We start from the raw sequence: 13839 nt of genomic DNA, 5'->3' as shown, positions 1-13839 counted from the left end.
GGCTAATGAAAAGAGTCACTTTCACCAGTGAATCTTCAAGCAGTTGTCAGCTGATTTACGGTGAAAAGTTGCTGGAAAGGGTGCCAGAGTCTTTAAAAATACTCGACTCAGGCGCGCGCAAAGCACTTCAAATACATCCTGAAGATGAGTACCTGATGCCCGGTGGAGAACACATAAAGTCTATAGATCGTGTTCTGGAAGTCTATCAGGTACTCAGAGCCTCGGGAAGAAGAGCGGTAACCGTCATAGGTGGAGGTTCGCTTATCGACCTGGTCGGTTATGCGGCATCAACCCACGGAGAGGTCGACAGGCTCTTCCTGTATCCAACTACCACCGTCAGCCAGATTATGCCACCGCTCTCTGGTTTCAGTATTAACTTCGAGTTCATCAAAAATCTATTGAAATCTTGCGGACTCCCCGACAGGGTATACGTGGATACCGACCTGACGTACGACACCATGTATCGGATACATAGAGGGGAGATCTTTTTCCCGTTGCTGGTGGCTTACTCATTGGATGAACGCCTGTTCAAATATGTCCTGAACCATATCATTTCCGGTGATGAGGTGACGCGCGAACTTTGGGGCGATATCATTTACTCGGCGTCTTCGATCTTCGTTAAATCGATTGGCAGTTCCAGGACGGTTGTCGGATGCTGGGTGGGTGATCTCATACAATCGGCTTCAAGGTTGAGAACAGAATACTCCACCGCCCTGATTTACGGAGCTATACTGGAACTTCATATTGCGAGAACCTCCGGACTGATGGATGGCTCTGGAAAAGACGACCTTTACGAGGCGTTGAGGGTTCTGGGCAAACTTGACCGATCTATGAAGATCGATGTTAGCTCTCTAGTCGACCTGGTAAACCAGAAGGGCGGCGTGAAGATCGCCCTGCCCGCCAGTTCGGGCGAGAGCTCTCACTGGATAACGGCAAGGGATTTTGAAACGCTGGTCAGGGATAGACCCTGGATGGAATTTGGGAGTGTTTTATGAGTGGAGAATCACATGATGTAATCGTCAAGATAATGATTTTAATCGTGCTCGCCCTCTCCGGCATAGTTTTTACACTTGCCGGTTATGCGATACTTCTCAGGGAAGAGAATAAAAAGTACGATCTTATAATTGAAGAGATAAGAAGTTCGGTCCTTCCCGGTTTATCAGGCGAGGCGAGCCCAATAGAGCTTCCACCGGTCGTACAGGGCGTGACAGAAGTACCGCGCGATGTTCAAAAGATCCCGGTAGAACAGCATTTCTTTCTCGAAACCTTCGACTACAGGAAACTCATCCTAAACTCGTTCGATTTCCTTGTCGAAGGATCGGGTTTCAGTTTTGTTGTAGTTGAACAGGATGTAGCTTTCAAGTTATGCGTCGAAATGGGGCAGGGGAAGTATTTCATCACTAGGGTAAACGACATGTACGGAGTAATGTTTATTGGCAACAACCCTCTCCCCGGACTGTACGAATCAAAGACTGCCTACGGTGTCCAGCTGGTCTCTCATACGATTTCCGATGGAATAGCACCACAGGTAATTGACCTGAGGAGTGAGGGATATCCTGCATGTGTCTATAAATCCGTTACCACTGACGGGAGAACATTCTACGCTGCCGTGTTGGGAATCTTTCCCGATGCGGCAGCTGCGAGAGAGTACTCCAACTCTTTGGATGTACAATCACTCCAGAGAATAACTGGCTGGAACATCACCGATAGGTTTCCCAGACAGTTGAGATGAGAAGGTTATCGATAAAAGAGATTCAGATAATTGGTTCTGTAACCGTTCTAGTATTAATAGGATTTGTAGCCGTTTCGGGCAATCTCAGGTCCATTCCCGATACGAAAGACCCGCCGGAATCCGTTAAAACCGTGGCCTTTCCGCTGGATCTCAATGTATCTACCGAAGAGGAACTGGATTTACTCCCTGGCATAGGACCCTCTAAGGCGAAAGCGATCGTAGAATACAGAAAGGCCAGCGGGGGGTTCAACGATGTGGAAGAGTTGTTGAACGTTAAAGGAATAGGTGCCAAAACGCTCGATAAGCTTAAACCCCTGATTAAAGTTGGGGAAATCTCCGGGAGAGAGGTTGAGGTCGGACCTGAACCTATCGACATAAACACGGCCCCGCTTGAGGAGCTCAAAAAGATCCCGGGAATCGGTGACTCCAAGGCGAAAGCCATAATCGATCATCGTGAAAAGAAAGGAGAGTTTGTATCCGTTTCCGATCTCCTCTCCGTACCGGGTATAGGTCCTTCGAACATCGAGGCGATTCTGGAGTGTATAAAACCGTTAGAAGTAGCGATAACCGGTTCCGGGAAGATAAACGTAAACACCGCAAGTGAAAGCGAACTCGAAAGACTTCCAGGAATCGGACCGGTTCTGGCTTCGAGAATAGTGGAGTACAGGAAGAGTAACGGTCGCTTTTCTAAATTCGAGGAGTTGCTTGAAGTCAAGGGGATAGGTGAGAGTATCTTGAAGGATATAAAGGAGCTGATAGAATTTTGACGCTCGTACACGTCTGCTGTGCGCCCGATCTGTTGAGTACGGTTTTAAAAAGGGAGCTCCCGGAGGCCGTTTTCTACTTCTACAATCCCAACATCTTCCCCGAAAAGGAATACGAAAAACGACTCGAAGCCTTCAAAACAGTCTGTCGGAGGTTAAACCTGAACTTTATGGAGGGACAATACGATCCGGAAGAGTTTTCAACACTTTTCGAGAGATACTTCGATGAGGAAGAAGGCGGCTCCAGATGTAGAAAGTGTGTTGAGATGAGGCTTAAAAACGCCGCCATGACGTCGGGAAAGATAAATGCCAAAGTATTCACCAGTACTTTGCTTGCCAGTCCAAGAAAGTCTATAGACACGATAAATTCGATCGGAAGGGAAATAGGCAATGCTTATGGAATCGAGTATAAAGGTGGCAATTTTAGAACCGGCAGAGAGGAAATAAAACCGTATCTTGAAGGTATCTACGTTCAGAACTACTGCGGCTGCGAGGCCAGCCTCATAAAATCCAAAAAGGACAGAGAAGAGCGAGAAAGAAAGGATTTTGAACTCCTATTAGGAAAGTTCCGGGATCTCGCTTATCTGTGGAGGTACAGGGGGCGTTCGATAGAGTTTGAAGAGATACCCATAAGAGACGAAAGCTCTCTGAAGGAGTTTCTGGCCATTCTAAAACCTTCAGGTCTGCTGGTGAAGGAAGGGTCAGAGCTGTACGGAAGGAATTGGCTGAAAGCGGGAAAGTACAATTGCAGGATACTCAGGGAGTCTGATAGACATGGAGAATCTGGCCAGAAAAATTAGAGAGCTTGGTGAGACCTGCGGGATGGTCTTTCGAGTAGTCGATAAGAACGGGAAATCCTTTGAAGAAGGTTACGATCTTGAGGAGATACCACCTCTTGTTATCGCTCTCTCGAAAGCCACTGGTTCCAGGAGTTCTACCTTGAGAGGCGGTGTTCCGTTGACCGCCGTTTATCTGGATGGAATGAGAAACGAGTGCTACCTTATAGTTGTAGGCGAATTTCGTGAAGACAACGCCTTCCGGTTGCTCAAACACATCGCGGAGTCTTTCGAGGTGAGATTGTGACAAAGTTTTGTTTGAGAATAGATAAATCACTGGATCTAGATGCCACACTCGATTGTGGGCAGACCTTTCGATGGACCGCCAGAGATGGCTGGTGGACAGGAATCGTAAGGAATACCGTGGTCCGGCTGAAGAAAGAAAGGAACGAACTCAGAGTTAAGGCCTCTTCTGATAAACTGTTGGGAAAGGATATAGACCTTGGATTGATCTCGTATTTTGGACTTGAAGACAATCTGGAAGAGATACACATAGATATCGAAAAGAAGCTCGCCTCGATGAACTCCAAGGTTTCGATTATATCTAAAAAGGCTCTTGAAGAGGCGCGGGGACTGAGAATACTAAGACAGGACCCCTTCGAGATGTTGGTCGAATTCATACTTTCCACAAGAAACAACATCCCCACAATCAGAAAAATGAGCGACGGTCTATCGGCGATCTTTGCCGAAAACATGGTGGAGTTCGAAGGGGAAACCTTCTTTCTCTTCCCTAACCTGGAGCAGGCCAGACATATCGAGCAGCAACGGCTTGAAGAACTGAAAATCGCTTTTAGAGTACCCTGGTTACTCAAACTATTTACACTCGAATCGGAAAGTTACTTCGATTCGATACGCCACCTACCTCTCAACATCAAACTCGATGAACTGATGAAGTTCGACGGTGTCGGCTATAAAGTCGGGAGTTGTGTAACTCTCTTCGCATACGGAGAGTTGAATTCCTTTCCCGTCGATATATGGATATCGAGAGTGATGAAGGATCTCTTCGAAGTTTCGGGAAGTACCAAAAAGGTCATGGAATACGGTATGAAAACTTTCTACCCATACGCCGGGTATTATCAAGAAGCGCTCTTCAGATACTACCGAAAAAAAGGAAGGAAAGAATGAAGGTAAGGGTCACGGGTGGCGGTCTGGCTGGCTCCGAAGTGGCACTGAGTTTGGCCGAGATGGGTATCGAAGTCGAGCTGTACGAGATGCGCCCCTCTGTGAGCACTGGTGTGCATCAGAGTGATTCTTTCGCTGAACTCGTTTGTAGTAACTCTTTGAAGTCCGAATCGCTCGATAACGCCTCCGGGCTTCTAAAAGAGGAGGGCATCAAGCTCGGATCGAAGTTACTCGAGATAGCTCACCGACACAGAGTCCCTGCGGGAAAGGCTCTTGCAGTTGACAGGGTTGGGTTCTCACGAGAAGTTACAGATCTTATCGAATCCAATCCATTTATAGAGATACGTAGAGAAGAGGTCTCCTCTCTGGATCTTCAAAGGGTAGTCAACGTAGTGTGCACCGGTCCGCTCACCTCCCCGAAGCTTGAGAAATTTCTGAGACAGTTATTTGGAGAGCACCTATTCTTCTTCGATGCCGTCTCGCCCATAGTTGAGGCCGGGTCGATCGATTTCGAAAGAGGTTTTTTCGCCGACAGGTATTCCGAGGAAGGAAGCTACCTCAACTGTCCACTAAACGGCAAAGAGTACGGCGATTTTTGGAAAGAGCTGGTAGGGGCAGAACTCTCTGAGATGGAGAATTTCTCGGACAGATATCTCTTCGAGCGCTGTCAGCCCGTTGAAGATATAGCCAGAAGCGGTTTCGATGCACTCAGATTCGGCCCGATGAAGCCTGTGGGTCTGATTGATCCCTCCAGCGGAAAGGAACCCTTCGCCGTCGTTCAGCTCAGAAAGGAGAATTCAAGCGGCTCGCTAATGAGTCTTGTCGGATTCCAAACCAGATTGAAATGGGGAGAGCAGAAGAGAGTCTTTTCCATGATTCCGGCCCTGAGAAACGCCCAATTCGTTAGGTACGGAGTCATGCACAGAAACACTTACCTCAACTCGCCGCTCCTGCTGGACAAAAGCCTCGGCTCAAAGCAGCACAGTGGACTTTTCTTCGCTGGCCAGATTACCGGTCTCGAAGGCTACGTAGAAGCGATCGTCTCTGGTAGGGTAGTGGCATTAAACGTGGAGCGTTATCTGAGAGGGGTAGGTGGACTTTCAATACCTGAGACAACGATGATTGGCAGTTTAATAGAGCATGTTACGATTTCTGGAAGATCTCCCCTCAAACCTGTTTATTCCAACTTCGGTCTTCTTTCACCTGTCGCCTGTCGTGAAAAAAGAGAAAGAAACAGGGAAAAGGTTTCCAGAGCGAGAAATGACATGGACTTCTTTCTGAAGGAATGGAGGTCTGATAGAAATGATACTGAAGAGTAAACCGATCTTCTCTCCTAGACCATGGGGAGATCGTCAGTTGAACGAGCTATATAAAGTCGATACACAAGATCCGGTGGGAGAGGTCTGGCTCCTGTCAGACTTTCAGAATATGAGGACTGAGCTTTGCGAAGGAGAGAGGTGTATCTACCCGAACGATCTGACTAAAACTCTTTTCCACAAAGATCTCCCGAGGTTTCCCCTGCTGGTGAAGTACATATGTGCCAACGACTGGCTCTCCGTTCAGGTCCATCCCGACGATGAACTGGCAAGATTTCTCGAAGGTGAGCCCTGGGGTAAGAATGAATGCTGGTATTTCCTTCAGAATGGAAGAATCGCAGCTGGAATAACCAGACCGGAAAAGCCCCTCGAAGATCTCAGAAACGACGATCTCAGGATACTGACACCTGAAAGGGGAGATCTCGTATGTTTACAGGCCGGTACTGTTCACTCGCTTGGGCCGGGTTCGAAAGTGATAGAGGTTCAACAGGCTAGCGATATGACCTACAGGATCTATGACTGGGGAAGAGGAAGAGAGCTTCACCTGGACAAGGCCAAAGTCGCCACAAAAGCCGCTGCCTCAGCTATCGTGATTGAAGAGATGAAGAAATTCGACTGGAAGTATTTCAGCATGGAACTCACCAGAAAGGTCGAAGGCAGTGGGATAGTCATCACACTCTCAGAGACGCTCGAGCTCTACGTATTATTGGACGCCCGGAAGGAGTTCCCTGAAGATGTTCTCTTCGTTCGTCCGGGAAATTTCTGGGGTGAATCATTTTGAAACTCTATACGATCTTTGCGACAATTCTTATTTGCACGGCCGTTTTCGCCTTTGAAAATGCCGGGATTATCCTTTCGAAGGACTATCTTGAACGGGCGCAGTATTTAGACATTAAAGAAATCGATTGCAGAGCCATTTTGACGATAGCTGTCGGTCTGAAATTCAAGGAAACTATACAACCCAATTACAAGACATGGTTCACTAATTTGAAATCTTCGCTCGCGGGCGCCAACCTTCCGGACGATATCGCTCTTTCCCTGGCCGTGGTCGACTCTATGGTCTCCACGTCAACGGTTTCGGCTTTGAATATGCTCGGAACACTTACCAATCAGGGACCTTTGCTGGAAGCGGTCTCGTTGAGGCTCCATTATTACGACTGGCTTGAAACTTCCGATCCACGTTCATCAAAAATAATCAACTCGCTGGCCGTTGAGATACTCGGAAGAGATTCCGGTCAATACCTTCCCCACAAAGTGATGCTAGAGCTTTATTCCAGCTCGAGTTACATGAATCTTGAAACCTTGAAAGAAGTCAGGAAAGGAATATTTGAAAACGGTCTCGGGCCTCTTTTGGGATCGGACTTGATTGAGAGCGAGTTTTCGGCCGGAATGTTCGAAACAGTCATAGAGGACTTTCACTCTCTGGCACTCAATGATCCCATTTCTATCTATTATGCGGCAAACGCTTACCTGAGAACGGGAAAAGATGGTGAAGGGATAAAGATGCTGGAAAGCTTAGATCTGGGTAAGCTTCCACCCAAGTTGGCATCCAGCGCAGCACTTGCACTGGGGGACGGGCTCTTTCGGGAGGGAAGGATGTTGGAATCGATCGAACTGCTTCAGCAATCTATTCGCTTCTGGCCCGAGAATTCCAGGGCGGTGAGAAACCTCGGAATGGCCTACTACGAGATGCGTGACAGGGAGTATTACGATCTCGCGAGGTTTTACCTCCAACTGAGTGGCTACGAGGCTTTCGACGAATCTGTTTCTGCCGCTCTCAAAGAGTTGAGGCGCCGTGTCATCTTAGAAATGGTTCTCGTTACAGTAGTTCCGATCGGTGTAATAGTCGTCCTCGCCTTATTTCTGCTAGAATACATTAGTAAGAGAAGAAGGGCTTCACAGATGGAAAAGGCTTTGAGAAACGATGGAGGTTCTGATGGTGATAAAAGTTCTAGATAAAGGCTTTGTAGAACTAGTAGAGATTCTAGGTGACGATAACAGTGTCGTTCAGGCGGCAAGAACTAGCTATGGAAGGGGATTGACAAACCCCGAGAGGGACAGAAAGTTAATCAATTATCTTATGGAACACGGCCACCACTCGCCTTTCGAGCATGTGATTTTCAAGTTTCATATAAAGTTACCGATATTTGTCATGAGGCAACTGGTGAGGCACCGGATAGCCTCAATCAACGAAAGGAGCGGGAGATACACACAGTTCGAAGAGGAATGGTTCCTTCCCGATGAGATAAGGGTCCCCGACCCGGAGGACAGGCAGAAATCAATCCCTTTCGACGATAAAGAACTCAACCGTAAGGCCCTTGAGATAATGAGAGAATCGATGGAGAATTCTTTCAAGGCTTACGAAGAACTGATCTCGATGGGGGTGGCCAGAGAGATGGCTCGTATTATACTCCCGATATCAATGTACACGGAGGCTTACTGGACGATAAACCTGAGGTCTATGATGAATTTCCTGAACCAGAGGGCCGATTCACACGCGCAGTACGAAATCCAGAAATACGCGCTAGCGATTGCAGGTATACTCAAAGAGAAGTGTCCAATTTCATACGAGGCCTTCCTGAAGTACCGCTATGAAGGAGATCTGTTGGTTGGAGGGGTAGAAAATGAAACTGTCTGAAATAATTCAACTGCTTAATTGTGAGACTTTGAACAGGGTTGATGACTCTAATCCTGAAATAGCCTCTGTAGGCGCCGCAGATCTTATGAGCGATGTCCTCGCTTTCGGTGGTCCCGGAATGATTCTTATAACCGGACTCAACTCCCCCCAGTGTGTAAGAACTGCTTCGGTAGTTGGCGCATCGGCCGTTTTGATCATCAGGAAGCGAAACGTTCCCGAGACGACTATAGAACTGGCTAATGAACTCCAGATGCCGTTGCTCCACGCCCGGATGTCCATGTACAAAGCCTGCGGTATCCTTTTCGAAAAACAGATAAGCGATGCCCTCGAGGAAGGGAAGCAGATTGACTGAGAGAAACGTCGATGATCTTCTCGAGAAATTGAGGGGATTGTTCAGCGATATAACGGCAAAAGACATAATGGTAACCAATATAATTTCGCTTACCAAAGATAGAACTATGTGGCAGGCCAAAGAATTGATGAGAATATGCAAGATATCTGGAGTTCCTATAGTCGATAATGACAATCATTTGCTCGGTCTGGTCAGTATAGAGGATATAATTCTTGCCCTGGAAGGAAACCATATAACCGATCCTATAGAGAAACACATGACCAAAGATTTGATAACTTTTTCTCCCGATGTTGATCTTGAAGGACTCATAGAGAGGTTCAACCGTTACAGGTACGGACGGTTCCCGGTGGTAGACTCAGAAGGAAGGTTATTAGGGATTATTTCGAAGAAAGACATAATAGGCGCGATTCTAGACAAGTTCAGAATCATATATGTCCACGATGCCCGCCGAAAAGAGGTCCTGGAAAGAAATGTGGACTGGTTCGATAGATCGTTGATCTCCGGAGACTATGTTGAGAAGAAAACGGCCGATTTTTTATTCCACATCGATTATACAGAGGTGGATATGGCCGGCGTCGGTTCGGCGAAGTTGAAGAGTTATCTGAAAACCAGAACCGACGACGATAGTCTGGTCAGAAGGGTATCGATCGCCTGTTATGAGGCCGAAGTTAACGTTGTGATCCACAGTGGAAGTGAAGGATACATATACGCCTGGTACGATGAGTCAGTCATCAGGGTGAGAGTCGAAGATTACGGAAAGGGAATAGAAAACGTTGAACAAGCTATGAAGGAAGGCTTCTCGACGGCTTCCGACCATGTTAGAGAGCTTGGATTCGGTGCGGGAATGGGGCTGCCGAACATGCGCAGGTATTCCGACAAAATGGTAGTGGTTTCGGAAGCCGGAAAGGGTGTGGTCGTTGAGATGAACTTCTACCGAAACGGGAGGAAATGATCATGAGGCTGAAAGAACTGATTGAAAAATGTGAGCTTAAAGTAATCACGACTCTTTCTCTTGATGCGGAAGTAACCGATGGTTATATAGGTGATCTCCTGAGCGATGTTATGGGGAACGCCCCCGCTAATTCGATATGGCTCACAGTACAATCTCACACCAACATACTGGCAGTGGCCTCGATAGTTGGAGTCAAAGCAATAGTTCTCTGCAACGATCTTCATTTCGAGGAGGTTACAAAGAAGAAGGCTGAAGAGAACAACATCGTGCTTATGGAAAGCAAGGAGACATCGTTTGACGTGGCGACCAGGCTTATAAAAAGCGGATTGAAAGGCTGACTCTCTTTGGAATCTTTTTTCTGTGATTTTCATATTCACAGTTGTCTTTCACCGTGCGCCGATATCACAATGACTCCTAATGAAATCGCGCGCGTCTGTTGCGAGAGAGGTGTCGACTGGATAGCAATCACGGACCACAATAGCGCAGGCAATGTCAGGGTTTTCACGGAGGTACTTAAGAGATCGGGCATAAATGTGATCCCAGGTATGGAAATCCACACTCTAGATGACGTGCATGTTCTCGCTTACTTTCCCGATGTTTCGGTTGCAGAAGAATACTCCCGATGGTTGCTTGACGAGAAGCTGGCAAAAATCGAGATCGACCCTGAGATCTCCGGTTATCAGCTTTATGTCGGCGAAGACGACTCTTTCACTTCTATGGAAAATATCTGGCTGGGGCAGCCGACGCTTCTGGGAATCGATGAGGCGATCTCCACGGTGAAGGAGCGCGGAGGCATCTGTGTTATGGCCCATATCGATAGAAAGATGGGTTTGGTAATTCAACTGGGCTTCATACCGGAGAATTACAGGGATTTTCCAGTGGAAGTTTCATTCAAAGAAAGTTTGAAAAAGATCGATCTCAAGACCGATAATATAATCCACTCGAGCGACGCCCATAGTTTGAATCTCGTGCGGCCTACTATTTCTATGATGGCCGAGAAAAGAACCTTCGACGAGTTTAGATTGGGACTGATCTCAGGAGGAAAGCGCGTGAAGATAATATGGGACTGAGAACTTTATGTGATCATATTGTAGATATCGCTCAGAATGCCGTGGAATCTGGTACTGGAAAGGCATGGCTGGATATCGAAGAACATACAGATAGGTTCTTCCGCTTCACGGTACGCGATGTCGGAAGGGGAATACCCGAGGAGCTTCAAGAATCGGTTCTCGATCCCTTTTATACTCAAAAAAATAAGAAAGTAAAATTTGGACTGGGCTTACCCATGCTGAAATTCGCCGCGCTCTCGACGGGCGGAGAATTCGAATTGAAATCCAGTGCCGAAAAAGGTACAACCGTAAGTGCCCTCTTCGTATTATCGCATGTCGATTGTCAGCCTATCGGAGATGTAGCGATGGCGCTCTTTTCGATAATAACCATGAAAGGAGAGATAGACTGGTACATACAGAGGAGTCTCGATGACGATGGATACGCGGTTGAATCGTCGCAGTTTAGAGAAGCCCTCGGGAACAACTGTTTCACGACTCCAGTCAAAATGAAAATGATCCTAGATCTTCTTCAAGAAGCTGAAAATTCGCTGGGAGGTTATTCAGATGTCCGTTAAAAAGCGAGTCCTTATTTTTTTGTTTGTTTCACTGTTCTGTCTTGCTTTTGGGAACATAGTTCCTTCAAGAATAGCGGTCCTCGACAACAGGGTCGTTTCCGATAGTGAGATCCTGGAGATTTTGAAGGTCGAGAGAAACATAGAGATTTCGGAATCAGATCTGAAAGAGGCTATTGCAAGACTTGAGGCTAGTAGTTACTTTTCTTCGATCACTTATGAGTACGACAAAAGCACAAGGCTCTTGACTATACAGGTGAAAGAGTATCCGATCGTGGAGGTTTCGGTGGTTTTCGATGGCCCCAAGATAGTGGAAAAGGAGACGCTGGAAGCTACCTCTACCATAAAAAACGGAAAACCGCTTAACCCTTCGAGACTAATGTTTGAAATCCCCCTGACGCTCGAAGCAATGGAAGGGGTGCTTCTCAGCAAAGGTTACATACCGCCCTTCGCCACAATCGAATGGACAACGGACAAAGACAAGGCCGATATAGTCTCGGGAAAGATAACCGACAAGATTAAGGTCACTTTCACTGTAAAAGTGGCGTATCTTTGGGAAGTTACGATTGATGCGCCTTTCTCGTCAGAAACGGTGAAATATCTACTCGATAAGACCCAACTCAGCTATTTGAAGCAATACTATGATACATCCCCGCTCATCAGGTGGATCAACTCCAAGAAAAAGTATATACCCAAAGTTGAGGATATAAACAGAGCCATAAAGGCCATCTATTCAACATACTACGCTAATCCCAATGGCCAGTGGGGTATCGACGAGCGGACTTATCAAGCCATGATCCTCTCTTTCAACAGTACACTGAAGAATGTGAGACAGGTCACCCTTCCGGAAAATGTAAAAGAAAGCAGTGCCCTGTCTATGAGAATCTCTTTTGTTCCCATTGAATATGTCAGTTCCCCTTTCACGCTGAAGAGTGTTTTCGTCGAGGGAAACGTCAAGATAACCAAGGGCGAGATCTTCATGGCATCTGGACTGATCGAGGGTCAGGAAGTGGACAACGAAACCGCGGCAAAGGCTATGCAGGCGGTACAGGATCTCTACACTCAGAAGGAGTACCCCTTCATAAGGCTCGAACCCGTCATAGATCCCAAGATAGGCTTTTTCAGTTTCAAGATCACAGAACCTACCGTTAGGGATGTGAAAGTTTCCTTCGTGGGTCCCCAAAAAACTAAAGACTATCTGATAAACGACAAGATAGTAATAAAGAAGAATGAAGTTCTCTCGCTAAATGATCTGAGGAATACCTATGCCTTCCTCAATAATACTGGCTACTTCGCAAAAGTGGATATAGTACCGGTACCTGTCGGGAAAGATGCCATAGACGTGGAGATCACCCTCGAAGACAGTAACAAGAACAACCGGATAGGCGGAGGAGGAGGGTGGCAGAACGGTCTGAACGTTTATCTCGACCTGGGTCTCCTAAACGTCTGGGGATACGGTCAGAAGATATCGACAACCCTCAGCGTCACGCTCCCTCTTCCAAACAATAAGGAGGTGGTTATTACCAAGAACGGAACGGAAACCACCACCAGAAGTCCGTCTCTGGATACCACGATTGGCTATTCGATTCCGAAAATCGGCGGAACTAACTTGAACTTGGATACTTCGGCCAAGTTGAAGTTTTCAGGCTTCACTACTACCATCGATTCAACAGACACGATAGTGACTTCGAAATCGCAAGAAACGGAGTTTCTCTTTTCCCTCACGCCCATATACAACATCTCGCCCGATCAAAGTGTAGGCGTAACTGCTGGCTATGAGTACATAAGATCGACGAGTGAGGTCGCCACAAAGACTAAGATCGATGGAACCATAGATACCGAAAATGTTCTTCAGAGTTTCGACGGAATGTTCACAGGACTGAGTTACAAATTTTCCACCAGAGACGACATATTTCGCCCGACAATGGGGACCGGTTTCGGCGCAGGTCTTACCCTTAGAGGACTGTTCGGAAAGGATAATAAGCTTTTCCTATCACTTAGTGGTGAATACACTCACTTTATGTCTATCGGCGATCCCGTTCTGGGTTTTAGGATAAAGACCGATCAGCTTTTTCCTCTTTCCCCCTACGGAGTTTACAGAAGTTACCTCCTATCTCCGGACATGTACATAAGAGTCAGGGGCTCTCAGAGTATAGGCCAAAGCTCCTACGGAGTAACTGTGGGATCGGCGCAGTTGAGATATCCGCTCACGCCGGAAACGGCTTCGGTTCCGGTTGATCTGGTTGGATTCGGAGATCTCGTCTTCTTCAGACAGGTCAGTACGGGAGATGTGATTGGTGGTAACTTCGTGGCAGATTTTGGCGTATGTCTGGACATAAGCATTCCCATAATCGGAATGGTACGCCTCGGTTACGGATACAACTCCTATCTGGCCGGCAAAAGCGCCGCTGATGGAAAGCTTTACTACGGAACACCCTTCTTCGGTTTTGGACCGGCCTTCTGAACCCAAAAGAACAGGTGCGACCATTGGTCGCACCTGTTTGTA

At 47.1% G+C, this 13839-nt stretch carries 16 protein-coding genes; all 16 read left to right on the top strand.

All coding sequences use genetic code 11. The annotated features are described in order from the left end of the window. Positions 1 to 5 precede the first annotated feature (5 nt). The 16 genes from MESINF_RS10055 to MESINF_RS09980 all read left to right on the top strand — a co-directional run bounded on the left by MESINF_RS10055 (position 6) and on the right by MESINF_RS09980 (position 13797). Positions 6 to 995: a dehydroquinate synthase/iron-containing alcohol dehydrogenase family protein gene (locus tag MESINF_RS10055; RefSeq protein ID WP_169699695.1), complete on the top strand. Its 990-nt coding sequence runs from the start codon at positions 6 to 8 to the stop codon at positions 993 to 995. Further along, a complete protein-coding gene (locus tag MESINF_RS10050; RefSeq protein ID WP_169699694.1) occupies positions 992 to 1732 on the top strand; it encodes a sporulation protein in 741 nt (246 codons plus the stop codon). Before MESINF_RS10055 ends, MESINF_RS10050 begins: the two co-directional genes overlap by 4 nt. Next, a complete protein-coding gene (locus MESINF_RS10045; protein WP_169699693.1) occupies positions 1729 to 2499 on the top strand; it encodes a ComEA family DNA-binding protein in 771 nt (256 codons plus the stop codon). Before MESINF_RS10050 ends, MESINF_RS10045 begins: the two co-directional genes overlap by 4 nt. Next, on the top strand, positions 2496 to 3296 hold the full coding sequence (locus MESINF_RS10040) for an epoxyqueuosine reductase QueH (protein ID WP_169699692.1): 801 nt from the start codon (positions 2496 to 2498) through the stop codon (positions 3294 to 3296). Before MESINF_RS10045 ends, MESINF_RS10040 begins: the two co-directional genes overlap by 4 nt. Continuing rightward, the gene (locus MESINF_RS10035; protein WP_169699691.1) at positions 3271 to 3579 is read left to right on the top strand and encodes a hypothetical protein; all 309 of its coding nucleotides are present in this window, start codon (positions 3271 to 3273) and stop codon (positions 3577 to 3579) included. The genes MESINF_RS10040 and MESINF_RS10035 overlap by 26 nt, the downstream gene beginning before the upstream one ends. Further along, positions 3576 to 4457, top strand: coding sequence for a DNA-3-methyladenine glycosylase family protein (locus MESINF_RS10030; RefSeq protein ID WP_169699690.1), 882 nt, complete (start codon positions 3576 to 3578; stop codon positions 4455 to 4457). Before MESINF_RS10035 ends, MESINF_RS10030 begins: the two co-directional genes overlap by 4 nt. Further along, positions 4454 to 5773, top strand: coding sequence for a methylenetetrahydrofolate--tRNA-(uracil(54)-C(5))-methyltransferase (FADH(2)-oxidizing) TrmFO (gene trmFO, locus MESINF_RS10025; protein WP_169699689.1), 1320 nt, complete (start codon positions 4454 to 4456; stop codon positions 5771 to 5773). The genes MESINF_RS10030 and trmFO overlap by 4 nt, the downstream gene beginning before the upstream one ends. Then, positions 5757 to 6551, top strand: a complete 795-nt coding sequence (locus MESINF_RS10020) for a type I phosphomannose isomerase catalytic subunit (protein ID WP_169699688.1) — start codon at positions 5757 to 5759, stop codon at positions 6549 to 6551. Before trmFO ends, MESINF_RS10020 begins: the two co-directional genes overlap by 17 nt. Then, positions 6548 to 7729, top strand: a complete 1182-nt coding sequence (locus tag MESINF_RS10015) for a tetratricopeptide repeat protein (RefSeq protein ID WP_231936721.1) — start codon at positions 6548 to 6550, stop codon at positions 7727 to 7729. Before MESINF_RS10020 ends, MESINF_RS10015 begins: the two co-directional genes overlap by 4 nt. Beyond that, the gene (gene thyX, locus MESINF_RS10010; RefSeq protein ID WP_169699687.1) at positions 7707 to 8408 is read left to right on the top strand and encodes an FAD-dependent thymidylate synthase; all 702 of its coding nucleotides are present in this window, start codon (positions 7707 to 7709) and stop codon (positions 8406 to 8408) included. The genes MESINF_RS10015 and thyX overlap by 23 nt, the downstream gene beginning before the upstream one ends. Beyond that, complete coding sequence (locus tag MESINF_RS10005) at positions 8395 to 8760, top strand: hypothetical protein (protein WP_169699686.1); 366 nt, start codon at positions 8395 to 8397, stop codon at positions 8758 to 8760. The genes thyX and MESINF_RS10005 overlap by 14 nt, the downstream gene beginning before the upstream one ends. Next, positions 8729 to 9712: a CBS domain-containing protein gene (locus tag MESINF_RS10000; RefSeq protein WP_169699685.1), complete on the top strand. Its 984-nt coding sequence runs from the start codon at positions 8729 to 8731 to the stop codon at positions 9710 to 9712. Before MESINF_RS10005 ends, MESINF_RS10000 begins: the two co-directional genes overlap by 32 nt. Positions 9713 to 9714: 2 nt before the next feature. Then, entirely contained in the window at positions 9715 to 10050 is a 336-nt protein-coding gene (locus tag MESINF_RS09995) for an iron-sulfur binding hydrogenase (RefSeq protein WP_169699684.1), read from the top strand. A 69-nt stretch (positions 10051 to 10119) separates the two neighbouring features. Next, positions 10120 to 10782 carry a PHP domain-containing protein gene (locus MESINF_RS09990; RefSeq protein WP_169699683.1) on the top strand — a complete coding sequence of 221 codons (663 nt, stop codon included), beginning with the start codon at positions 10120 to 10122 and terminating at the stop codon, positions 10780 to 10782. Beyond that, positions 10773 to 11336, top strand: a complete 564-nt coding sequence (locus MESINF_RS09985) for an ATP-binding protein (RefSeq protein ID WP_169699682.1) — start codon at positions 10773 to 10775, stop codon at positions 11334 to 11336. Before MESINF_RS09990 ends, MESINF_RS09985 begins: the two co-directional genes overlap by 10 nt. Beyond that, on the top strand, positions 11326 to 13797 hold the full coding sequence (locus MESINF_RS09980; protein WP_169699681.1) for a BamA/OMP85 family outer membrane protein: 2472 nt from the start codon (positions 11326 to 11328) through the stop codon (positions 13795 to 13797). Before MESINF_RS09985 ends, MESINF_RS09980 begins: the two co-directional genes overlap by 11 nt. The last annotated feature ends 42 nt before the right edge of the window (positions 13798 to 13839 follow it).

Source organism: Mesotoga infera (assembly GCF_900157305.1).
Lineage (GTDB): Bacteria > Thermotogota > Thermotogae > Petrotogales > Kosmotogaceae > Mesotoga > Mesotoga infera.
The sequence above is the reverse complement of the archived record's forward strand: the minus strand, read 5'-3'. Positions and strand labels throughout refer to the sequence as shown.